The organism is Acinetobacter sp. P1(2025) (assembly GCF_051390655.1).
Taxonomy (GTDB): Bacteria; Pseudomonadota; Gammaproteobacteria; order Pseudomonadales; family Moraxellaceae; genus Acinetobacter; species Acinetobacter junii.
The window spans coordinates 23,698-46,398 of sequence record NZ_JBPKBJ010000003.1 but is presented as its reverse complement, the minus strand read 5'-3'; the positions used below and the strand labels follow the sequence as shown (position 1 = coordinate 46,398).

Genomic DNA, 22,701 nt, shown 5'->3' with positions numbered 1-22,701 from the left:
GTTTAATGGGTGGTGAACAAAAAAGGAATTGACTACTATACTATACGCTCAAGAAAAAGCAAAAGAATTAGACTTTTTGATGAGCTTTTAGAAACAAATCAACAGAAAAATCAATATAATCAAATATTTCTTTGTCTTCAGCGGGTACATCTAGACCCATCAAAATACGCCATTCAACATCCCGAAGAATTCCAAAATACATCGTGGCTGAAAATTTCGGCTTTTCGCAAAAAATTTCACCTGAATGATGAGCTTGTTCTAGCGCAAGTGAAACACTGTTTTGAATGTTCATCGCACATTTATTATAAAGATAGTGGGCAAGGTCGGTATTGTTTTGTGATTGCTCAAGAAACATACGCATGAATGCAATATTTTTAGGCTGTATGATGTGTTGATAAAATCTTTGCAGCGTTTGTACAAGGTAATTTCTTAAGTTTGTAACATTACAAATGTATGGTAAGCATATATCTTTGAAGAAGACTTCGCGGCGGTAATCGCAGATCGCAGTGAAAAGCCCTTCTTTATTGCCAAAATACTTATAAATTGATGTTTTTGAACCGCCGGCATGATGAACAATATCATCTAAAGAAACAGCATCATAACCGCGTTCTAAGAACAGATCAGTTGCACAAATCAGCAGTGCAAGTCGACGCTCTTGTCCACGACGAGTTTGAGGTTGTTCACAACTTGGATAACAAAGATCAGTCATTACTCTGGCTTAGATATAGCGGGATTTTTAATAGTATATCAAAAACCCTATGTAAAGTATGGTTATGAGCTAGATCAATGTTTCAAAACGTCTCAAATAAAAAGCGAGTCATATTGACTCGCTTTTTATGGTTTATGCACTGCGGACTTCGTCATCATCCTCGTCATCAGCAGAGTCCATACCAAGCTCCTTTAACTTTCTGGTCAAGGTATTACGTCCCCAACCTAAAAGTTCAGCCGCATGACGTTTACGACCACGAGTTTGTTGAAGTGCTGCATTAATCAATGTTTTCTCAAACATTGGGGTGGCGATGTCTAAAAGTTTCATTTCGCCATTTTTAAGTTTTTGAATTGCCCATTGACCCAATAACTCATCCCAGTGATGAACAGCAATTCGGTCTACGATTGCAGGACTAGTCGTTGCAACAGATGCAGTTGGATCATTGTTCGATTTTTGGAGAGGAACTTGCTTCAATTCAGCAGGCAGATCTTCAGGATAGACTTCACGACCTGTGATCATGACAGTTAACCAACGGCAGGTATTTTCTAATTGACGGACGTTGCCCGGCCAAGGTAATTGCTGCATATAATCTGTGGTTTCAGATCTAAGGATTTTAGGGCTTACACCAAGTTCTTTGCCTGCACGAGCAAGGAAGTGTTGAGCAAGCATCGGAATATCTTCGCTGCGATGAGAAAGCTTTGGAATATGAATGCGAATAACATTGAGACGATGATATAAGTCTTCACGGAAGCGACCTTCATTCACTAATTTTTCAAGGTCTTGGTGCGTTGCAGCAACAATACGCACATCGACTTTTACTGGAACATGCCCGCCTACACGATAGAACTCACCATCAGCAAGTACGCGGAGTAATCTAGTTTGAGTCTCAAATGGCATATCACCAATTTCATCTAAGAATAGTGTGCCGCCATTTGCTTGTTCAAAACGTCCTTGATGTTGAGTGTTAGCGCCTGTGAAAGCACCTTTCTCATGTCCAAATAACTCAGTTTCAATCAAGTCTTTTGGAATAGCAGCCATGTTTAATGCAATGAAAGGTTTTGCACGACGTGGTGAGTGTTTGTGCAGTGCATGTGCAACTAACTCTTTACCTGTACCAGATTCACCGTTAATTAATACGGTGATATGAGATTGTGATAAGCGACCAATTGCACGGAAAACCTCTTGCATTGCAGGAGATTCACCAATGATTTCTGTAGATTGCAGAGGTGCTGCTGCTTTGGTTGCTTCTTGTTGCTGCAGCTTATTGAGATGTAGAATCGCACGATTAACTAAAGCGAGTGCTTCATCAATATCAAATGGTTTTGGTAAATACTCAAAAGCACCCGTCTGATAACTTGAGACAGCAGACTCCAAATCTGAGTGTGCAGTCATAATGATGACTGGAAGTTCTGGATGAGTATTTTTAACTTTAGATAAGAAAGTTAAACCATCAATTCCTGGCATCCTGATATCAGTTAGAATGACATCAGGAGCTTCATCGTGTAAACGTTCAAGCGCTGTTTGTGCTTCTTCAAAATTGGTAACGTCAAAACCTTCTTCTTTGAATGTTTTTTCAAGTACCCAACGCATGGCACGATCGTCATCAATTACCCAAATTTTATTTCGTGACACGGTCTGACTCCCAAGGTAGATATAAGCTAAATATGGTTTTTCCAGGAATGGATTGACATTCAATCATTCCGTTATGTTGATGCATAATATTTTGCGCGATACTGAGGCCTAAACCTGTACCTTTTGCTCGCCCAGTGACTAAAGGGTAAAATACTGATTCTAAAATACTTTCTGGTACACCTGGTCCATTGTCCTCAATATCTACTCTTACAGTTGAACGGTTTAAAACACCATTTATGGTGACGAGACGTTGGATACGAGTGCGAAGGGTAAGCTCTGGTTCAGAATCTACGAAAAATTCTTTATTTTCAGTCATCGCTTGCACAGCATTTACACTGATATTCAGCATGACTTGAATAAGTTGATCTCGGTCGGCCATAACATCTGGCAGAGATAAGTCATAATCACGTGTGATCTTAATTTTTTTCTTGGTCTGGTTCGCGATTAATGATCTAACTCTTTCTAATGGCTCATGGACATTAACATGTTCATAACTTGGTAATTGGCGTGAACCTAACATGGTATCAGCGAGATTAGTCAATCGATCAACTTCATTAATAATGATATCTGTAAATTCTCGATAACTATCATCACTTAAGCTTCGTGCAAGTAATTGTGTTGCTCCACGTATGCCTGCCAATGGATTCTTAATTTCATGAGCAACACCACGAACAAGTTGACGAGCAACTTGATGTTGTTGCACTAAATTTTCCTCTTTCGAAATTTTAAGCATTCGATCGATAGGGTTGAGTTCAATTAATAATAATGGGTGATAGCTTTTACCTGAATTTAATTGGGAAACGGTATAGTCAACATGAATCGGTTTGAAGTTGACATTAATTACCGCTTCACGTCGGGTGTAATGCTGACCACTGTTTAAAGTATTAAGCAAGGCTTCGTAAGTATTAAAAGTATCATCATGTGCATGGAGTAAATTTAAGACAGGTTGACCTGATGCGCGCAATAAACTGATATCAAACAATGCTTCACAAGCTGAATTCAGATAAAAAATATTTAACTTACTATCGACCAATAAGATGGCAGTCGTCAGATTATCTACTAGAAGTCGATAGTCGATAGTGGTGTGTTGATCCATTTGTGAATCGTCCTGTATTAAAATGGCGCAATTAATATCAATATAAAAGAATAGCCATTAACGTATTGAATCTTAATAATGCAAAATACAAGCCAACTTTGTATTAGCGGAATTTCAATAACTTATTTCGTTAATGTTCTATTTATACGTTATTTTTCACATACATTAAGTTATTTTGAAATTTTATAGTGTTCTAAATTGGTGCAATGTTGGTTTTTGTTAAAAATACTGGTTGTATTTTGGTGCATTACACAAAGAGATGGCTTTGCAGCTATGCGGAAGGCGAGAAAAGACATACAATACGCCGATTCAAGTGGAGCGCAGATTCATGAAGACCCCCAAAGTCGGTTTTGTATCTTTAGGTTGTCCTAAGGCATTGGTAGATTCTGAACGAATTTTAACTCAGTTAAAGACTGAAGGTTATCAAGTTGCATCAGATTATGACGGTGCAGATTTGGTTGTTGTTAACACCTGTGGTTTTATTGAATCTGCAGTACAAGAGTCTTTAGACGCGATTGGCGAAGCCATGAGCGAAAATGGTCGAGTTATCGTAACAGGTTGTTTAGGTAAAGACGAAGACAAAATTCGCCAAATGCACCCAAATGTACTTAAAGTAACAGGTGCAGCAGCATATCAGGATGTAATGGAAGCAGTACATGAGTATGTACCTGCACCGCCAAAACACAATCCTTTTATTGACTTGGTACCTGAACAAGGTGTGCGTTTGACACCTAAACACTATGCTTATTTGAAAATATCAGAAGGGTGTAATCACCGTTGTACATTCTGCATTATTCCAAGTATGCGGGGTGATCTAGTATCACGTCCAGTAGGCAGTGTATTAGATGAAGCAGCAGCATTAAAGCGCGCTGGCGTCAAAGAAGTTCTCGTAATTTCTCAAGATACTTCAGCTTATGGTGTGGACACCAAATACAAATTAGACTTTTGGAATGGCCAGCCTGTTAAAACCAAGTTTTACGACATGTGTGAAGCGTTAGGGCAACTTGGTATTTGGGTTCGCCTACATTATGTCTACCCATATCCACATGTTGATGCAGTAATTGATCTAATGGCTCAAGGGAAAATCCTGCCGTATTTAGATATTCCTTTTCAGCATGCCAGTCCGAGCATCTTAAAATTGATGAAGCGACCAGCTCATAGTGAAAATACATTAGAGCGTTTGAAGTTGTGGCGTGAAAAATGCCCTGAATTGGTGATTCGTTCTACCTTCGTGGTTGGTTTCCCTGGCGAAACAGAAGAAGATTTCCAAATATTGCTTGATTGGTTAAAAGAAGCTCAGTTGGATCGCGTAGGTTGCTTTACTTATTCACCTGTAGAGGGTGCAACGGCAAATGATCTTCCTGATCACGTACCTGAAGAAATTAAGCAAGAACGTTATGAACGTTTTATGGAAGTCCAACAGGAAATTTCTGCTGCAAAATTACAAAAGCGTATCGGTCAAAAGATGACTGTGCTTGTAGACAGCTTGGAAGATGAATTTCCAGTAGCGGTGGCGCGTTCTTACGCGGATGCACCTGAAATTGACGGTAATGTTTTTGTAGAAGATATTGATAAAAGTGTGATTAAAGCAGGTGATCTGCTTGAAGTCGAAATTACTGATGCGGATGAATATGATTTATTTGCAAAGTTAATTCAGATTAAGTCTGCTTAATATTAAATGCGATAAAAGAATTTATGAGATTGGTCGGTTTGGAGTAAAAGTATGTCAGCTTCTAAAAATCCACGTTATGCACGTATTTTGTTAAAGCTTTCTGGTGAAGCTTTAGCGGGTAATAAAGATATGGGTATTGATGCCCAAGTCCTTGATCAAATGTCGCTTTCGATTGCTCACTTGGTTGGTTTAGGTGTACAAGTCGGAATTGTAGTTGGTGGCGGTAACTTATATCGTGGAAGTCAGTTACAAAAAGACGGTTTGGTTGGGCGTGTAACTGGTGACCAAATGGGGATGCTGGCTACAGTTATGAATGGTTTAGCAATGCGTGATGCATTAGTGCGTCGCAACATTAAAACACGTTTAATGTCTGCTCTTCCGATCGGAACAGTTGTTGAATCTTATTCAAGTCGTGATGCGATTCGTCATTTAAGCCAAGGTGAAGTTTGTGTGTTTGTAGCAGGAACGGGAAATCCGTTCTTTACAACTGATACAGCAGCTTGTTTGCGTGGTATCGAGATTGAGGCAAACCTTATTTTGAAAGCGACGAAAGTTGATGGTGTCTACAACAAAGATCCAAGCAAATATGACGATGCTGTGAAGTACGATAACTTAACTTTCGATCAAGTACTTGATGAAAAGCTTGGTGTAATGGACTTAACTGCGATTTGCTTGTGTCGTGACCATAATGTTCCATTGCAAGTTTTTGATATGAACAAATCTGGTGCATTGCTTTCTGTAGTAATGGGCGAAAAAGAGGGTACTCACGTTACGAACTAATGTACGTGAGACCGAAAGCTCTTTATACTAATGTTTAAATATTTTGTAATACCTAATGAATAAGTAAGGAAGATCATATGATTAACGATCTCAAAAAAGATAGCGAACAGCGCATGCAGAAAACACTTGATTCTTTAGAACAAGGTTTTGCTAAAGTTCGTACTGGACGTGCTCACCCATCAATTTTAAATGGTGTGATGGTTCCTTACTATGGTTCTGACGTTCCTTTGAATCAAGTTGCTAACGTAGGTGTTGAAGATTCTCGTACGCTTATTGTTCAGCCATTTGAGCGTACAATGGTTTCTGCAATTGATAAAGCAATTCGTGAAAGTGATTTGGGTTTAAACCCAATTACAGCTGATTCAATTCGTGTACCTTTACCTGCGTTGACTGAAGAAACTCGTCGTGACATGCAAAAAGTTGCTCGTAATGAAGCTGAAAATGCAAAAGTTGCTATTCGAAACATTCGTCGTGATGTTTTAGGTGATATCAAAGCATTATTGAAAGAAAAAGAAATTTCTGAAGATGATGAACGCCGTGCTGGTGAAGATATTCAAAAGATCACAGATAAATATGTTGCAGAAGTAGATAAACGTCTAGCTGCAAAAGAAGCAGAATTAATGAAGGTCTAATTTTTATGACCTTACAAGAAGAACCGCTTCTTCCAAAACATGTTGCCATCATTATGGATGGCAACAATCGTTTTGCAAAAAAAAATAAATTGCAAAAAGGTGATGGGCATCGTGAAGGTAAGAATGTCCTTGATCCGATCGTTGAACATTGTAAAAGAGTGGGTGTTCAAGCTTTAACTGTTTTTGCATTTTCAAGTGAAAATTGGAATAGACCTCAGTTCGAAGTTGATTTGCTAATGAAATTGTTAGAAGACACAATTCATGAACAACTACCTCGAATGGAAAAATTCAATATAGCATTACGTTTCATTGGTGATCGTTCTAAATTATCAAATGAATTAAAAGATTTAATGTTATATGCAGAACAAAAAACGGCATCTTTCAATTCTATGACTCTAACGATTGCAATCAGTTATGGCGGAATGTGGGATATGGCGCATGCAGCCAAGTGTATCGCTCAAGATGTTGTAGATGGAAAAGTTCAAGTAGATCAGATAAATGTTGATTTATTCGATAAATATGTCAGTCTAAATGACTTACCTGCCGTAGATTTATTAATACGTACAGGTGGAGATTATCGTTTATCTAACTTCTTACTTTGGCAAGCGGCATATGCAGAATTGTATTTTACAGATACATTATGGCCTGAGTTTACAGTAAAAGAATTAGACCACGCTTTTGATGTATTTTCAGGGCGAGAAAGACGTTTTGGTAAAACATCTGAACAGATTCAACAAGCGAAAATAGAGAATTAATAATGTTAGAGCGGATTATAACCGCATTGGTATTAGTTGCTGTTGTTTTAAGTTGCATGTTTGCAACGCAATCACATTATCCAATGTTTATTCTTATGATCTTAGCTGCGGGGGTGGCTGGATATGAGTGGTTTAAACTTATGCCTCATGGCGAAGCACTGGTTTCAAAGCCTAAAGCTTGGATTTATGGTGGATGCGTAGCAGCAGTTTCAACTCTTGCGTTGTTTTTTGATGATGTTGCTTTATTACTGTGGGCTGCATCTATTTTAACTTGGCTAGGTAGTATTTACTGGGTCAAAAACTTCCCTGAATCTGATAACTGGTACAATGTATCTTTGTATGCCATAGGTTTTATCCTAATTTCTGCTGCGGTCACCGCATTATATTCAGTTTGGCATAGTTCGCCATGGTGGTTAATGTATTTGTTCCTTCTTGTTTGGGGAGCGGATAGTGGTGCATATTTTGTCGGTCGTAAGTTTGGTAAGAAAAAACTTGCTCCAACAGTTAGCCCAAATAAATCAGTTGAAGGATTATATGGTGGTGTTGCGACGACAGTAATTATTATGTTGGTTGTACAATATTCATATTTAAATTTAACTGCTATTCAACTTATCCTATTTTTAGTTCTATCAATCATCACAGTCTTTGCATCTGTTCTAGGTGACTTGTTTGAGTCAATGATTAAACGCCGTGCTGGAATCAAAGATTCTGGTCGCGTTTTGCCTGGACATGGTGGTGTACTTGACCGAATTGATTCTTTGCTTGCGGCAGCACCAATTTTTGCTGCAGGTATGTATATTTTGAAACTCATTGGTGTAGATCTTTAAATGACGCAAGCTGTATGTATATTGGGTGTCACTGGTTCAATTGGTCAAAGTACATTAAAAGTATTGGAGCAGCATCCAGACCAATACAATGTGTTTGCAGTCTCTGCATATAGTCGTTTAGATGAACTTTTAAAAATATGTAAGCAACATCGTCCAAAAGTTGTTGTTGTGCCTAATGAAAAAGCACTTGAGTTAAAACAACTTTTTAATCAAGAAAATTTAATAAATATAGAGATACTCACTGATCAATCTGGCTTGATTGCAATCGCTGAACATGCCGATGTTGATATTGTCATGGCAGCAATTGTGGGTGCTGCAGGATTACTTCCTACTTTGGCGGCTGTAAAAGCTGGCAAAAGAGTACTCCTAGCAAATAAAGAATCATTAGTTATGTCAGGTGATATTATGATGCAGGCTGCACGTCAGCATGGTGCATTATTATTACCTGTTGATTCTGAGCATAATGCGATTTTCCAGTCTTTACCGCATGATTATCTGGATGTAGAAAGAACAGGACAGCCTCAGTTAGGTGTTTCTCAAATCTTATTAACGGCTTCAGGTGGACCTTTTTTAAATCATACTCTTGATCAATTAAAAGATGTGACACCTCAACAAGCTTGTAAACATCCGAATTGGTCAATGGGACAAAAAATCTCAGTCGATTCTGCCACTTTAATGAATAAAGGTCTTGAGCTTATCGAGGCTTGTCATTTGTTTTCAATTTCAGAACATTTTGTTACAGTCGTGGTTCATCCACAAAGTATCATTCATTCAATGGTGCAATATGTGGATGGTTCAACTTTGGCACAAATGGGAAATCCTGACATGTGTACTCCAATTGCACATGCGTTGGCTTGGCCAAAACGTTTAAAAACAGATGTTCCTGCATTAAACCTATTTGATGTAGCTCACTTAAATTTTCAATCTCCTGACACTATTCGTTTTCCAGCATTAGATCTTGCACGTCAAGCCATGCGTGCTGGTGGGTTGGCACCAACTGTACTCAATGCTGCAAATGAAGTTGCAGTAGCAGCATTTTTAAAACAGCAGATAGGTTTCACACAAATACCACAACTTGTCGATTATGCTTTGCAAAATGTACAAAATGCTAAAGCAGAAAATATAGACATCATTTTGCATACTGATATGATCGCAAGACAAATTGCTGAAAAACACATTGTGGATATAGGAGGCTAAATCGTATGAATGCACTGTTTATGATTGTTGCAGCGATTTTGTTGCTTGGTCCATTAATTGCAATTCATGAATTTGGTCATTATTGGGTGGCACGTAAACTCGGTGTAAAAGTTCTAGTATATTCAATTGGTTTTGGTCCTACTTTATTTAAATGGCAGTCTAAAAAATCAGGTATTCAATATCAATTGTCAGCATTACCACTTGGTGGCTACGTAAAAATGCTAGATGAACGAGAGGGTAATGTTGCTACTGAAGATTTGCCGTATGCTTTTAATCGTCAGTCTCCTTGGAAGCGTATAGCCATTGTTGCAGCAGGTCCTTTAATCAATTTGATCTTTGCTATTTTCCTTTTTTGGATTCTATTTTTACCTGCTCAAGAACAACTTAACACGCGCATTGGTAAAATTATGCCAAACACACCAGCTGCTCAAGTTGATTTGAAAGTTGGTGATAAAATCATAGAGGTGGATGGGCAAACAACGCCGACATGGGAAAAATTAAACTATACGCTTGTTGATAGAGTTGGCGAAACTGGACAAGTTTCAGTTGTTGTTGATCGCAATGGTACTGAGAAGCAATTTAGTTTACCGATTAAAGATTTTTTAAAGGATCAGAGCCAATCACCATTGGATGTTTTAGGCTTTCTTCCATACCGTCCAGTGATTCCTGCAACTGTTAAAGAGCTAAGTGAAGATGGTGCAGCGATTCGTCAAGGCATGAAAGTTGGTGATCGTATAGTTTCGATCAATGGTGTCGCCATGAAAGATTGGTTCGATGTTGTTGATGTAGTGCAAAAATCTCCTGAAAAATTACTCAATATTGCTGTTGATCGTAAAGGTCAAATTGTTAACTTACAGGTTATGCCTCAAGGTCAGCGCGATAATATGGGTAATGTATCGGGCGTGCTTGGTGTGAAAAGTGATGTGGGTAAGATCATTATCCCGAATGAATACAAGCAAACAATCCAATATTCACCACTAGAAGCTTTAGGTGTTGCAGTTGATAAAACTGTTCAGCTCTCTAATATGATTTTTAACTCAATTGTTAAAATGGTGCGTGGTTTAATTGGTTTGGATAATTTATCTGGTCCAATTACGATTGCAAAAGTTGCGGGTCAGAGTGCTGAAATGGGATGGCAAACATTTATATCCTTTATGGCATTGATGAGTGTAAGTTTGGGTATTTTAAATCTATTGCCTATTCCTATGCTCGATGGTGGTCATTTAGTTTATTACTTTATCGAAGCAATTCGTGGTAAACCTGTTTCTGAACAAATACAGATATTTGGTCTAAAAGTTGGTATGGTACTGCTCGGTAGCATGATGCTTTTGGCTTTATTTAACGACTTCATGCGCTTATAAGCGCAAATGGAATTTAACTTACTGGAAAATATATGGGCATGCGTCACACACATTTATTAATGCCTTTGGCACTGGTTAGTGCGATGGCAGCGGTACAACAAGTATACGCAGCAGATGAGTTTATTGCACAAGATATACGAATTGATGGCCTTGTGCGTTTAACACCTGCGAGTATCTATTCGATGTTACCAGTAAATAGTGGCGACAGAGTCAGCGATCCAATGATTGCCGAATCGATTCGTACTCTTTATGCTTCAGGTCTTTTTGATGATATTAAGGCATTTAAAGAAAATAATGTCCTTGTTTTCAAAGTGATTGAACGCCCTGTAATTTCAAAATTGGAATTTAAAGGCAATAAACTTATTCCGAAAGAAGCCTTGGAACAAGGTTTGCAAAAGATGGGAATTGCTGAGGGTGAAGTTTTCAAAAAATCTGCTTTGCAGATTATTGAAACAGAACTTGAACAGCAATATACACAACAAGGCCGTTATGATGCTGATGTAACGGTAGAAACTGTTGCTCGACCAAATAACCGCGTTGAATTAAAGCTGAATTTCAACGAAGGTACGCCAGCAAAAGTTTTTGATATCAATATCATTGGTAATACGGTATTTAGTGACAGTGATATTAAACAGGCTTTCGCTGTTAAAGAAAGTGGTTGGGCATCTGTCGTTACACGTAATGACCGTTATGCACGTGAGAAAATGGCTGCGAGCTTAGAGGCTTTACGCGCTTTATATCTAAACAAAGGTTATATCAACTTTAATATTATTAACTCTCAATTGAATATCAGTGAAGATAAAAAGAATATCTTTATTGAAGTATCAGTTGATGAGGGTAGCCAGTTTAAATTCGGCGAAACAAAATTCTTAGGCGATGCTTTATATAAGCCGGAAGAATTACAAGCTCTAAAACTTTATAAAGATGGTGAAACTTATTCACAAGAAAAAGTGAATGCTGTAAAACAATTATTGCTTCGCAAGTATGGTAATGCTGGTTATTACTACGCTGAGGTAAACGTAGTTCCTGAGATTAATAATCAGACTGGTATCGTTAATTTAAATTACTATATCAATCCAGGTCAGCAAGTTACAGTTCGTCGTATCAATTTCACTGGTAACAGTAAAACAGCTGATGAAGTTTTACGTCGTGAAATGCGCCAAATGGAAGGTGCGTTGGCGAGTAACGAGAAGATTGATCTCTCTAAAGTTCGTTTAGAACGTACAGGTTTCTTCAAAACTGTAGATGTCAAACCAGTTCGTGTTCCAAATTCTCCTGACCAAGTTGATTTAAATGTGAATGTTGAAGAACAACATTCAGGTACAACAACTCTTGCTGTGGGTTATTCTCAGAATGGTGGTATTACATTCCAAGCGGGTCTGAGCCAAACTAACTTTATGGGTACAGGAAATCGAGTATCTGTTGATTTATCTCGTTCTGAAACTCAAGATTATTATAACCTCAGCGTAACTGACCCATACTTTACAATTGATGGTGTAAGCCGTGGTTATAACGTTTACTATCGTAAAACCAAATTAAATGAAGATTATAACGTTAATAACTATGTAACTGACAGTTATGGCGGTAGTTTAAGCTTTGGTTATCCTATCGATGAAAATCAAAGCTTAAGTGCTTCTTTGGGTGTTGATAAGACCAAAGTTAGAACGGGCCCAAGTGTTTCAACTTATATTCGTGATTATTTGTTAGCAAATGGCGGTAAAGAAACTCATAGATCAGCTGAATATTGTCGCGTAGAACTAGAGCCTATAAAAAATGAACAAGGGGAAATTACTGGTTATAAACCATGTCCAGAAGATCAAACATATACTTTTGCAGATCAGTTTGAAGGCGATTTCTTAACCTATATGCTTAATTTGGGTTGGTCTTACAATACACTGAATCGTCCGATTTTCCCTACTTCGGGTATGTCACATCGAGTTGGTTTAGAAGTTGGTTTGCCAGGTAGTGATGTTGAATACCAAAAAGTGACCTATGATGCGCAAGCATTTATGCCATTAGGTAATAATTTTGTACTGCGTGGCTATGGTAAGTTGGGCTATGGTAATGATTTACCATTCTATAAAAACTTCTATGCAGGTGGTTATGGCTCAGTACGTGGTTATGAAAACAGTACTTTAGGTCCAAAATATCCAAGCGTAATTTTCCAAGAAACAGGAAAAAATGACCCGAATCCAGAAGAAGTTGGTGGTAACGCCTTAGTACAATTTGGTACTGAACTTGCGATCCCATTGCCATTCAAAGGTGATTGGACTCGTCAAGTAAGACCTGTAGTGTTTGCTGAAGGTGCACAAGTCTTCGATACACAATGTGATGTGCCTAAAGGCGATCTATTAGTTGATGGTAATAGGGTTGATATCAAACAATATTGCAAAGACAACTATAAGTTTGATTTTGGCAACATGCGTTACAGTGTTGGTGTCGGTTTTACTTGGATTACGATGATCGGTCCTTTATCTCTAAGCTATGCATTTCCGCTTAATGATAAGAAAGGCGATGATACAAAATCTATTCAATTTGAAATCGGTCGTACTTTCTAAGTACGACTTTCCCCTAAAAATATAGAAAAGGAAGTAAGAAATAATGAAAAGATTATCAATATTGATGGTTGCTTTAGGTTTAACGGTTACAGCAAATGCAGGTGGTATTGCGGTTGTAGACTTAGCTAAAGTTGTTGAAAGTAGTACATATCTAAAGCAGCAAAATGCTAGTTTAGGTCAATCGGTAAAACCTACTTCGACTAAACTAGAGCAGTTAGGTAAGGAAATTGAAGGTCTTCAACAGAAAGCTCAATCAGCGAATCAAGCTGATTTACAAAAACTTTCTGCTCAATACCAAGCCAAAGTTAATGAGTTCAATACAACTCAACAAAGTTTACAAACTAAAGTACAGTCATCTCTACAAACGATGAATACAACTTTTGAAAATCGTGTAAAGCAAGCTGCTGAACAATTGAGAAAAGAGAATAACTTAGACTTTATTTTAAATAAAAATTCTACGATTGCCTCTGACGCTCAGTATGATTTAACTGATAAAATGATCCAAAAGGTCAATGCAATGAAATAATCAATGAATAGACGTAGTTATCGTTTAGAAGAGATTGCTCACCTTGTACAAGGTGAGTATTTCGGTCAAAAAGATTTTCAGATTCATAATTTAGCAAGTTTAGAACACGCAGAGAATTATCACATTTGCTTTGTAAATGGTGAAAAATACTTAGCACAAGCTCAGGCTAGTCAGGCGGGTGCATACATTGTCACTGAAGCATTAAAAGAACAATTAAGCTCAAAACACAACTTTATCGTTGTTTCAAATCCTTATTTAGCTTTCGCTATGCTCACACATGTATTTGATAAAAAAAATGTGCAAAGAGGAATCGAAAGTACTGCTCAAATTCACCCTTCTGCGATCATTGCTGATGATGCCTATATTGGTCATTATGTTGTGATTGGAGAAAATTGTGTTGTCGGAAGTAATACTGTTATTCAATCCCAAGTCCATCTAGATGATGATGTGGAAATAGGAAAGGATTGCTTCATTGACTCTCATGTGACCATCACTGGCGAGGCTAAACTCAAAGATCGTGTACGCATTCATGCTAATACGACGATTGGTTCAGAGGGATTTGGTTTTGCACCATATCAAGGTAAATGGCATCGTATCGCTCAATTAGGTTCGGTTTTAATCGGTAATGATGTTCGAATCGGTTCAAATTGTTGTATTGATCGTGGCGCATTAGATAATACTATTCTCGATGATGGTGTCATTATTGATAATCTTGTGCAAATCGCACATAACGTACAAATTGGTCGAAACACAGCGATAGCTGCGAATTGTGCAATTGCAGGAAGTGTGCGAATTGGCAAAAACTGTATCATAGGTGGTGGAAGTGCGGTTGCGGGACATTTAAATATTGCGGATAATGTGACGTTGACTGGAATGTCAATGGTCACAAAAAATATTTCTGAAGCTGGAACGTTTTCTTCTGGAATTGGTCTTTTTGAAAATAACCATTGGAAAAGAACGGTTGTACGCCTAAGACAATTAGCAGATGTGCCATTGACCCAAATCACTAAAAGGCTTGATCATATGCAAGCTCAATTAGAGTCCCTTGAATCAACCCTTAAGTTACGTAAATAATTTATTATGACTGAGTCAACATCTCCAGCATTTACTATGCCTGAATTACCGATGGATATTCTTACAATTCGTGAATATTTACCTCATCGTTACCCATTTTTATTAGTTGATCGAGTTACGGAAGTTACTGAGAATAGTATCGTTGGTTATAAGAACGTATCTATTAATGAAGAGTTTCTCCAAGGGCATTTCCCGACATATCCAATTATGCCTGGTGTTTTGATCATAGAGGCTCTCGCTCAAGTGTCTGGAATTTTAGGTTTTGTTTTAACCAATCAGAAGCCAAAAGCAGGTTCATTGTTCCTTTTTGCAGGTGCGGAGAAAATAAGATTTAAGAAACAAGTTGTCGCGGGCGATCAGCTTATCTTAAAATCTGAGCTAGTTATGCAAAAACGTGGCATTTACAAGTACAATTGTAGTGCCAGTGTTGACGGTAAGATTGCCGCGACGGCTGAGATTATTATTTCCCATCAGAAAATTGAGCAGACATGAGTAGTCAAAATTTAATTCATCCAACCGCAATTATTGACGCATCTGCAGAAATTGCATCTGATGTACAAATTGGACCGTATTGTATTATTGGTCCAAATGTAACTATTGATGCAGGCACAAAATTACGTTCGCATGTTGTGGTCGGGGGATTTACTAAAATTGGAAAAAATAACGATATTTTCCAATTTTCGAGTATCGGGGAAATTTGCCAAGATTTGAAATATCAAGGCGAAGAGACATGGTTAGAGATAGGCGATCACAACGCTATTCGTGAACATTGTACCTTACACAGAGGTACTGTTCAGGATCAAAGTATTACCAAAATTGGTAGCCACAATTTATTAATGGTAAATACCCATATTGCACACGATTGTGTTATTGGTAATCATAATATTTTTGCTAATAATGTTGGCGTAGCGGGTCACGTACATGTAGGTGATCATGTGATCGTAGGTGGAAATGCTGGTATTCATCAGTTCTGCCGAATCGATTCGTATAGCATGATTGGTGGAGCGGCGCTTATTCTTAAAGATGTGCCTGCTTATGTGATGGCTTCAGGTAATCCTGCACATGCATACGGAATGAATATTGAAGGTATGCGTCGTAAAGGATGGTCAAGAAATACGATACAAGGTTTAAGAGAAGCGTATAAGTTGATCTATAAATCAGGTTTGACGACTGAACAAGCGATTGCGCAAATTCGAGATGAAATTCTTGAAAATACGCCTGAAGCACAACTCTTTATTGATTCATTAGAAAAATCAACTCGCGGCATTGTTCGTTGATTTATATCTGATTGAATTTGAAAAAGACACTTAGGTGTCTTTTTTGTTTTTTATATCTTAACTTTCTAAAAATTTTTGGCGATATGGTTTGGGTGATAATTCATATGTACGTTTAAAAGCTTGGCTAAATGCTGTTTCAGACGTGTATCCCACCATATTGGCAATTTGTTGAATAGAGTAGTTACTTTTACGTAAATACTTGCTTGCGAGTCTCATACGGTGTTGCTGTAGATAGGCAAGGGGTGATTCTCCAATCACCTCATGAAACAGGCTTGCAAACTTTGAACGAGACATACAGCATTGTTCCGCAAGGCTTTCAACAGTCCATGCTAATTCAGGTTGATTATGAATTGATGCTAAAGCATAGCTCAGTTCTGGATGATTAAGTGCACTTAGCCAGCCATGTTTAGTTGAAATATTTTGAATATGGTCTCTAATACATTTGATCAGTAAAATACTTACAAGATGATCGATAATGATATCTCGACCTGCTTGAATATTTTGTGTTTCAAGGGCTAGAAAATGCAAACCGATTTGTAGCCACTCAGGCGCAGTTGTTTCTCCATGTTGTACATGAATGACTTCTGGCAAGGCTTGCATGAACGGACGAGCCATGATGGTATCCATTTGACAACGGACGGTTAGAATCAGATTTTTTTCTACTGATTCTGTACCAAACTCGATGGCTTCATTTTTATGTCCATCAAACAAATTAGAAATATCTAAAGCATTAACTAACTTTCTGACCGCATTATCAGCTCCAGTATGTTGCTTTCCAGAGGTTATAATGACAATTTCACCTGCGTTCGCAGTTAAACTATTTTGTGAATTTAATTGAATATAAACAGATCCAACCAAAACGATGTGGACGATAAGAGCAGGTTGCTCATGACATAAAAATGACCATTCTCCTTGTGTTTTCAAGTAGATATATTCGGTTCGATTGAGATGTATATCATCAAAAATTTTACTTAAAGCATCCATAAGAACAATAATTTTATATTTCAGTTAGATTATAGGAAGCAGGGTTAATAATTCAATATGTGTTTAAGGGACAAAAACAGGGTAGATTATGCCAAAGACGCTGACATAGGTTTTTTGGACGTTTGCTACTGTCATGTCAATCATTTTCAATCAAAATATGTATATATATACAAAGACATGGATATGATTATGAATGCGCCAGTAAATGTAGAGCAGCCACTTGCGCCTCTAGCAAAATCAAAGTTAGAGTTGGATCGTAAACGTTATTTATGGGCAATTAGTCCTGCATTACCAGTGATTGGTATTGGGATATTAGGTGGTTACCAATTTGCACCACGCCCACTGAAAAAGATCTTTGCCTTAGGTGGTCCTATCTTACTTCATATTGTGATTCCTGCAATTGATACTATCGTAGGGAAAGATGCAAATAACCCAACATCTGAGGAAGTGAAATTACTAGAACAAGATCCATACTATGCGCGTCTTGTTAAAACTTTCATTCCTTTACAGTATGCTGCAAACATTTATGCGTGTTATTTAACTAGTCGTAAAGATACTTCTTTCCTAGATAAAATTTTACTTGGTATCTCAATGGGTGCGATCAACGGTATTGCAATCAATACTGCGCATGAGCTTAGCCATAAGCATGATCGTCTTGATCATATTTTATCGCACTTAGCGCTTGTACCAACTGGCTATAACCATTTCCGCGTTGAACATCCTTATGGTCACCATAAACGTGCTGCTACACCAGAAGATCCAGCATCTTCTCAAATGGGCGAAACGTTCTATGAGTTTTGGCCACGTACAGTTTTCGGTTCTTTGAAATCTGCGATTGAGATCGAAACGACTCGTTTAAAACGTAAAGGCAAAGAGTTCTGGTCATTAGACAATGAGTTGCTTCAAGGTTGGGGAATGAGTGCAGCTTTCCATGGTTCTATGGTTGGTATATTCGGCAAAGGCGTGATTCCTTATTTAGCTACTCAAGCATTCTACGGAATTAGTTTGTTTGAAGTGATTAACTACATCGAACACTATGGTTTGAAACGTCAAAAAGATGCAAATGGTAAGTATCAACGTACTATGCCTGAGCATAGCTGGAACAACAATAATATCGTAACGAACTTATTCTTGTATCAATTACAGCGTCATTCAGACCATCATGCGTATCCAACACGTCCATTCCAAGCATTGCGTCATTTCGACGAAGCACCAGAATTGCCAAGTGGTTATGCAAGTATGCTATTACCAGCACTCATTCCACCTCTATGGTTTAAAATGATGGATAAACGTGTTGTTGATCACTACAAAGGTGATTTAAACAAAGCGAACATTTATCCTAAACGTCGTGCGAAAATCTTCAAGAAGTTTGGTGTTGTTGATCAATCGCTTGAACAAACATCTTTAGAGACTGTAACTACGGAATAAGCTGAAAAGCTGCTCCCAAAGCAGAAGCACCAATCAGAGATGATTGGTGCTTTTTTATTTTCTTGTATTAAAACCATTAAAAACAAAGGCTTTATATTTTTTATACTGTATATCTATTTAGATATTTAACTTTAAAAAGAATTTCTCATTATTTAAGAGGAAAACATGACAAAACATTATGATTATATTGCTATTGGTGGTGGGAGTGGTGGTATTGCATCAGTCAATCGAGCGGCTATGTATGGAATGAAATGTGCTTTGATTGAAAAGTCTGAAATTGGTGGAACATGCGTAAATGTCGGTTGTGTACCCAAGAAAGTAATGTGGTATGCAGCACATATCGCTGAATCAATCCATAAATATGCTGAAGATTATGGATTTAATGCCCAAATAGAATCTTTTAATTGGCAAACTTTGGTTAAAAACAGACAAGCCTATATAGATCGAATTCATCAGTCATATCAAAATAGCCTAAGTAAAAATAATGTGGATTTGATACAAGGTGCTGCCCAATTTGTAAATCAAAATACAATTGAAGTGAACGGTGAAATTTTCACTGCTGATCATATATTGATTGCAACAGGCACACAGCCATCATTGCCTAAAATTGAAGGTGTTGAATATGGAATTGATTCCAATGGCTTTTTTGAACTCAGTGCTTTACCAAAAACAACAGCAGTTATTGGTTCAGGATATATTGCAGTTGAGCTTGCAGGGGTATTAAATGCATTAGGCTCACAAGTTGGATTGTTCATTAGAAAAGATTTGCCTGTCAGAAGATTTGATCAGTTCTTAAGTGAAACTCTGGTTGAGGTAATGCAAGCTGATGGCGTGAAAATTCATACACAAGCTATTCCCCAAAAAGTGACTAAAAATATCGATGGTTCAGTTAATTTACATCTAGAAAATGGTGAGGTGCATAAAGTCGATTGCCTAATTTGGGCGACTGGACGCGAGCCACATACAGCAAACCTAAATTTAGATAAAGCCAATGTTCAGTTGAACGATCGTGGTTATATTGAAGTTGATAAATTCCAAAATACAACTCAGAAAGGGATTTATGCTGTTGGTGATATTACTGGGAAAATGGAACTCACACCTGTTGCTGTTGCTGCAGGTAGGAGACTATCTGAACGATTATTTAATAATAAACCTAATGAATATCTAGATTATGAAAATATTCCAACAGTGGTGTTTAGCCATCCACCAATAGGAACTATTGGAATTACAGAACAAGAAGCGATTGAGCAGTACGGTGAGCAGTCAGTAAAAGTTTATAATTCTTCTTTTACCGCTATGTATAGTGCAATTACACAGCATCGCCAGCCAACCAAAATGAAATTGGTTTGTGTTGGTGAAGAAGAAAAAATTGTGGGTATCCATGGTATAGGTTTTGGCATGGATGAAATACTACAAGGATTTGCAGTCGCTTTGAAAATGGGGGCAACAAAAAGAGATTTTGATAATACCGTTGCAATTCATCCGACTTCTGCAGAAGAGTTTGTGACGATGAGATAAACGAGAATTATATTTCAAAAAAGGACGTTAATTTAACGTCCTTTTTATTAGTTTTCGAATTAAGCCAAATTATTTCAATTCGCTCGATGATTTACCCAATTCTCGACGTGCGATGATCAATTGCTGAATCTGTTGAGTACCTTCAAAAATATCTAGAATTTTTGAGTCACGTGCCCATTTTTCCAGTAATTCATCTTCACTATAACCTACACTTGCAGCAAGTTCTACACATTTGAGCGTGATTTCATTACCAACACGACCAGCTTTAGCTTTGGCAATAGAAGCTTCTTTTGAGTTTGGTTTTTTGTTGTCTGCCATCCATGTGGATTTAACCATAAGCAGGCGAGCAGCTTCCCATTCAGCTTCCATCCGATAGATTTGCGCAGCTAAGTTTGAGGTTTGTAAATAAGGTGTTTTATAGTCTGGATCAAGCTGATCTTTGAAGATTTCTTTGATACGTTCGAGTGATGCTTTGGCACAACCAATCGCCATTGCTGCAACGAGAGGTCGGGTATTATCAAAGGTTTCCATAACTCCAGCAAAACCCTTTGCAACATCTATCTCAGGATTACCTAACAGGTTTGCAGCTGGAACACGACAGTCAATGAAACTAATGACAGCAGTATCAGACGCTTTAATTCCTAATTTGTGCTCCAAACGTTCAACTTTCATTCCTGGAGTACCTTTGGGTACAACAAAGGATTTTATAGCTGCACGACCAAGCTTTTTATCTAGTGTTGCCCAAACTACAACTGAATCGGCACGATCACCTGAAGTGACAAAGATTTTTTCGCCATTTAAGATGTATTCATCACCATCTTGAGTTGCAGTCGTACGAATAGCAGCTGAGTCCGAACCACAACCTGGTTCAGTAATTGCCATGGCAGCCCATGTCCCTTTAAAACGTTCAAGTTGCTCGTCATTTGCTACTGCCGCAATAGCAGAGTTACCCAAGCCTTGGCGGGGCATACTTAACAATAAACCCGTATCGCCATAGCACATTTCGATAATACCGAGTGCAGTCGACATATTATTGCCGTTTTTGTTACCTGACTCAGTTTCTCCACGTTTGCCAACAGCAGCACCTGCATTTATTCCTTCACCACCTTCATTCATGCCATCAATTAATGATGCCAACATGTCCAATTCTTTTGGATAGGCATGTTCGGCTTTGTCATACTTTCTTGAAATTGGGCGCAACACATTCAAAGCAACTTCATGTGCCTGATCGACCATCATTTTGAATTTTTTAGGATTTTGTAAATTCATTGTAATATCCTCGAATGATCAATTAAGCATGTAAGCCAGAATGTAAGATTGCAGTAGCACGCAAATCACGATACCAACGTTCAACAGGGTGTTCTTTGGTAAAACCATGACCACCTAGGATCTGTACACCATCCGTACCGATTTTCATAGATTTTTCAGCGCACAAAAGTCTTGCAAGGTAAGCTTCACGATGAAATGGTTGACCCGCTTCAGCTAAGCTCGCTGCATTAAGTACCAACATGCGCATTGCATCAATTTCAATAGCCATATCAGCAATCATGAAGGCAACACTTTGGCGATGAGAAATAGGCTCACCGAAAGCTGTACGTTCATTTGCATATTTGATGCAGTATGCTTTGATCGCCTCGCATGTACCTACAGCCATCGCACACCACATCAAGTTCCCAAGATCTACAAATGCTGTGTAATCGAAATCAGCATCACCTAATCGTAAAGCTGGAGTTTGATTGAACTGTAAGGTAGCAGTTTCAGCAGCTTTTAGACCCATCGCTGGATTTGATTTGATGGCAATACTTTCATCACATTGCACGACAAAAATATCAGGTTGACCGTTATATTCTGCACTGACAAGGAATACATCAGATGTATCACCTAAAATGACTAAAGTCTTTTCACCTGTGATATAGAACTGACCATTTTGTTCAGTGGCTTTAGTTTTTAATTGGTATGGATTAAATGCAGGGGTCGCTTCTTGAAATGCAAATGTCGCTGTAATATCTGTGTCTTCAGCAAAGCAAGGCAAATACATACTTTGTACTTGTGTTGATCCCCAACGAGTGATGGCATTGATCACGCTGAACGTGCTTAATAATCCAGCTGTAAGACTGAAATCACCTTTAGCTAAGTTTTCAGCAATTAGGATATTACTGACAATATTTTGTTCTGCGGCAACACCACCTAAAGCCTCAGGTAATGCATAGTAGTTCAAGCCTAAATCAACCAAATGCTGCCAAAGTTCTTCTGGGAATTGTGCATGGTGATCTGCATCATGCGCTAAATTGTAAAGCACTTCCTGAGCAAATTGTGACATCGCATCTGATGTCATTTGTTGCTCTTCAGTCAATCCTAAATCAAATAGATTTTTATTTACTTGATTTGGTAAACGTTGTTTATCAATAGGTTGTGGTTTAAAAGCTTTCTGAGTTTTTGTTAGAACTTTAAAACCAGTTTTTGAACCTTGGTATAGTGACTTTTCTACAAACTTTCTTAATTTGAGTTGATCCAGCACTTCGCTTCCTGCGATTTTAGTGATCAATGATAGCCCGAGACCTTGAGCCTTATTCATCATATTTGACATGATTTTATCCTAGAGGATGATTGTGAATTTATGCTCGCATGCTAAAGCTAAAAAAACTATGTCTTCTTTGACGTGTCAATATTAGAAA

20 protein-coding genes are annotated in these 22,701 nt (G+C 38.0%); 14 read left to right on the top strand and 6 right to left on the bottom strand.

The window, feature by feature from the left end; translation table 11 throughout:
• Positions 1-67: 67 nt before the first annotated feature.
• From ACSC97_RS01420 to glnL, 3 genes are all read right to left on the bottom strand, one after another.
• A complete protein-coding gene (locus ACSC97_RS01420) occupies positions 68-709 on the bottom strand; it encodes a TetR/AcrR family transcriptional regulator (protein WP_436658937.1) in 642 nt (213 codons plus the stop codon).
• 132 nt (positions 710-841) lie between these two features.
• Positions 842-2,341, bottom strand: a complete 1,500-nt coding sequence (gene glnG, locus ACSC97_RS01415; RefSeq protein WP_004954563.1) for a nitrogen regulation protein NR(I) — start codon at positions 2,339-2,341, stop codon at positions 842-844.
• Positions 2,328-3,437, bottom strand: coding sequence for a nitrogen regulation protein NR(II) (glnL, locus tag ACSC97_RS01410; RefSeq protein WP_004954561.1), 1,110 nt, complete (start codon positions 3,435-3,437; stop codon positions 2,328-2,330). The genes glnG and glnL overlap by 14 nt, the downstream gene beginning before the upstream one ends.
• A gap of 328 nt (positions 3,438-3,765) precedes the next feature.
• On the opposite strand from glnL, the gene rimO reads away from it, so the two are divergent.
• The 12 genes from rimO (at position 3,766) to lpxA (ending at position 16,096) form a co-directional block, all read left to right on the top strand.
• On the top strand, positions 3,766-5,109 hold the full coding sequence (gene rimO / locus ACSC97_RS01405) for a 30S ribosomal protein S12 methylthiotransferase RimO (RefSeq protein WP_436658933.1): 1,344 nt from the start codon (positions 3,766-3,768) through the stop codon (positions 5,107-5,109).
• Positions 5,110-5,160: 51 nt separating this feature from the next.
• Complete coding sequence (gene pyrH, locus ACSC97_RS01400; RefSeq protein ID WP_004662027.1) at positions 5,161-5,889, top strand: UMP kinase; 729 nt, start codon at positions 5,161-5,163, stop codon at positions 5,887-5,889.
• Positions 5,890-5,966: 77 nt separating this feature from the next.
• A complete protein-coding gene (gene frr / locus ACSC97_RS01395) occupies positions 5,967-6,521 on the top strand; it encodes a ribosome recycling factor (RefSeq protein ID WP_004915629.1) in 555 nt (184 codons plus the stop codon).
• 5 nt (positions 6,522-6,526) lie between these two features.
• The gene (uppS, locus tag ACSC97_RS01390; protein ID WP_004915632.1) at positions 6,527-7,276 is read left to right on the top strand and encodes a polyprenyl diphosphate synthase; all 750 of its coding nucleotides are present in this window, start codon (positions 6,527-6,529) and stop codon (positions 7,274-7,276) included.
• Between the two features lie 2 nt (positions 7,277-7,278).
• Positions 7,279-8,103 carry a phosphatidate cytidylyltransferase gene (locus tag ACSC97_RS01385; protein ID WP_004954552.1) on the top strand — a complete coding sequence of 275 codons (825 nt, stop codon included), beginning with the start codon at positions 7,279-7,281 and terminating at the stop codon, positions 8,101-8,103.
• On the top strand, positions 8,104-9,300 hold the full coding sequence (ispC, locus tag ACSC97_RS01380) for a 1-deoxy-D-xylulose-5-phosphate reductoisomerase (RefSeq protein ID WP_436658930.1): 1,197 nt from the start codon (positions 8,104-8,106) through the stop codon (positions 9,298-9,300).
• 5 nt (positions 9,301-9,305) lie between these two features.
• Positions 9,306-10,661, top strand: coding sequence for an RIP metalloprotease RseP (gene rseP / locus ACSC97_RS01375; RefSeq protein ID WP_436658928.1), 1,356 nt, complete (start codon positions 9,306-9,308; stop codon positions 10,659-10,661).
• Positions 10,662-10,693: 32 nt separating this feature from the next.
• Positions 10,694-13,219: an outer membrane protein assembly factor BamA gene (bamA, locus tag ACSC97_RS01370; protein ID WP_436658926.1), complete on the top strand. Its 2,526-nt coding sequence runs from the start codon at positions 10,694-10,696 to the stop codon at positions 13,217-13,219.
• A gap of 43 nt (positions 13,220-13,262) precedes the next feature.
• Positions 13,263-13,745: an OmpH family outer membrane protein gene (locus ACSC97_RS01365; protein ID WP_004915646.1), complete on the top strand. Its 483-nt coding sequence runs from the start codon at positions 13,263-13,265 to the stop codon at positions 13,743-13,745.
• Between the two features lie 3 nt (positions 13,746-13,748).
• On the top strand, positions 13,749-14,819 hold the full coding sequence (lpxD, locus tag ACSC97_RS01360) for a UDP-3-O-(3-hydroxymyristoyl)glucosamine N-acyltransferase (protein WP_436658923.1): 1,071 nt from the start codon (positions 13,749-13,751) through the stop codon (positions 14,817-14,819).
• Between the two features lie 6 nt (positions 14,820-14,825).
• Positions 14,826-15,311 carry a 3-hydroxyacyl-ACP dehydratase FabZ gene (fabZ, locus tag ACSC97_RS01355; RefSeq protein WP_004915652.1) on the top strand — a complete coding sequence of 162 codons (486 nt, stop codon included), beginning with the start codon at positions 14,826-14,828 and terminating at the stop codon, positions 15,309-15,311.
• The gene (gene lpxA, locus ACSC97_RS01350; protein WP_004954536.1) at positions 15,308-16,096 is read left to right on the top strand and encodes an acyl-ACP--UDP-N-acetylglucosamine O-acyltransferase; all 789 of its coding nucleotides are present in this window, start codon (positions 15,308-15,310) and stop codon (positions 16,094-16,096) included. The genes fabZ and lpxA overlap by 4 nt, the downstream gene beginning before the upstream one ends.
• A gap of 57 nt (positions 16,097-16,153) precedes the next feature.
• On the opposite strand, the gene ACSC97_RS01345 is transcribed toward lpxA, so the two are convergent.
• Positions 16,154-17,080 (bottom strand): AraC family transcriptional regulator, encoded by a 927-nt coding sequence (locus tag ACSC97_RS01345; RefSeq protein WP_004954535.1) that lies wholly within the window; start codon positions 17,078-17,080, stop codon positions 16,154-16,156.
• A gap of 189 nt (positions 17,081-17,269) precedes the next feature.
• Here ACSC97_RS01345 and ACSC97_RS01340 point away from each other — a divergent pair, with 189 nt between their 5' ends.
• Together ACSC97_RS01340 and gorA are read left to right on the top strand one after the other, a co-directional pair.
• On the top strand, positions 17,270-18,508 hold the full coding sequence (locus tag ACSC97_RS01340) for an alkane 1-monooxygenase (RefSeq protein WP_436658920.1): 1,239 nt from the start codon (positions 17,270-17,272) through the stop codon (positions 18,506-18,508).
• Between the two features lie 165 nt (positions 18,509-18,673).
• Positions 18,674-20,026, top strand: a complete 1,353-nt coding sequence (gene gorA, locus ACSC97_RS01335) for a glutathione-disulfide reductase (RefSeq protein WP_436658918.1) — start codon at positions 18,674-18,676, stop codon at positions 20,024-20,026.
• A 69-nt stretch (positions 20,027-20,095) separates the two neighbouring features.
• On the opposite strand, the gene ACSC97_RS01330 is transcribed toward gorA, so the two are convergent.
• Positions 20,096-21,295 (bottom strand): acyl-CoA dehydrogenase family protein, encoded by a 1,200-nt coding sequence (locus ACSC97_RS01330; RefSeq protein ID WP_039047903.1) that lies wholly within the window; start codon positions 21,293-21,295, stop codon positions 20,096-20,098.
• A 22-nt stretch (positions 21,296-21,317) separates the two neighbouring features.
• A complete protein-coding gene (locus tag ACSC97_RS01325) occupies positions 21,318-22,604 on the bottom strand; it encodes an acyl-CoA dehydrogenase family protein (RefSeq protein WP_243484897.1) in 1,287 nt (428 codons plus the stop codon).
• Positions 22,605-22,701: the final 97 nt, after the last annotated feature.

What these genes read in the sequence shown, in the direction of transcription:
- pyrH (WP_004662027.1), top strand. Translation starts at nt 5,161, where the DNA reads ATGTCAGCTTCTAAAAATCCACGTTATGCACGTATTTTGTTAAAGCTT.
- ACSC97_RS01385 (WP_004954552.1), top strand. Translation starts at nt 7,279, where the DNA reads ATGTTAGAGCGGATTATAACCGCATTGGTATTAGTTGCTGTTGTTTTA.
- lpxA (WP_004954536.1), top strand. Translation starts at nt 15,308, where the DNA reads ATGAGTAGTCAAAATTTAATTCATCCAACCGCAATTATTGACGCATCT.
- ACSC97_RS01345 (WP_004954535.1), bottom strand. Translation starts at nt 17,080, where the DNA reads ATGGATGCTTTAAGTAAAATTTTTGATGATATACATCTCAATCGAACC.
- bamA (WP_436658926.1), top strand. Translation starts at nt 10,694, where the DNA reads ATGGGCATGCGTCACACACATTTATTAATGCCTTTGGCACTGGTTAGT.
- frr (WP_004915629.1), top strand. Translation starts at nt 5,967, where the DNA reads ATGATTAACGATCTCAAAAAAGATAGCGAACAGCGCATGCAGAAAACA.
- uppS (WP_004915632.1), top strand. Translation starts at nt 6,527, where the DNA reads ATGACCTTACAAGAAGAACCGCTTCTTCCAAAACATGTTGCCATCATT.
- ACSC97_RS01325 (WP_243484897.1), bottom strand. Translation starts at nt 22,604, where the DNA reads ATGATGAATAAGGCTCAAGGTCTCGGGCTATCATTGATCACTAAAATC.
- ACSC97_RS01330 (WP_039047903.1), bottom strand. Translation starts at nt 21,295, where the DNA reads ATGAATTTACAAAATCCTAAAAAATTCAAAATGATGGTCGATCAGGCA.
- rseP (WP_436658928.1), top strand. Translation starts at nt 9,306, where the DNA reads ATGAATGCACTGTTTATGATTGTTGCAGCGATTTTGTTGCTTGGTCCA.
- ACSC97_RS01420 (WP_436658937.1), bottom strand. Translation starts at nt 709, where the DNA reads ATGACTGATCTTTGTTATCCAAGTTGTGAACAACCTCAAACTCGTCGT.
- ispC (WP_436658930.1), top strand. Translation starts at nt 8,104, where the DNA reads ATGACGCAAGCTGTATGTATATTGGGTGTCACTGGTTCAATTGGTCAA.
- ACSC97_RS01365 (WP_004915646.1), top strand. Translation starts at nt 13,263, where the DNA reads ATGAAAAGATTATCAATATTGATGGTTGCTTTAGGTTTAACGGTTACA.
- lpxD (WP_436658923.1), top strand. Translation starts at nt 13,749, where the DNA reads ATGAATAGACGTAGTTATCGTTTAGAAGAGATTGCTCACCTTGTACAA.
- glnL (WP_004954561.1), bottom strand. Translation starts at nt 3,437, where the DNA reads ATGGATCAACACACCACTATCGACTATCGACTTCTAGTAGATAATCTG.
- ACSC97_RS01340 (WP_436658920.1), top strand. Translation starts at nt 17,270, where the DNA reads ATGAATGCGCCAGTAAATGTAGAGCAGCCACTTGCGCCTCTAGCAAAA.
- gorA (WP_436658918.1), top strand. Translation starts at nt 18,674, where the DNA reads ATGACAAAACATTATGATTATATTGCTATTGGTGGTGGGAGTGGTGGT.
- fabZ (WP_004915652.1), top strand. Translation starts at nt 14,826, where the DNA reads ATGACTGAGTCAACATCTCCAGCATTTACTATGCCTGAATTACCGATG.
- rimO (WP_436658933.1), top strand. Translation starts at nt 3,766, where the DNA reads ATGAAGACCCCCAAAGTCGGTTTTGTATCTTTAGGTTGTCCTAAGGCA.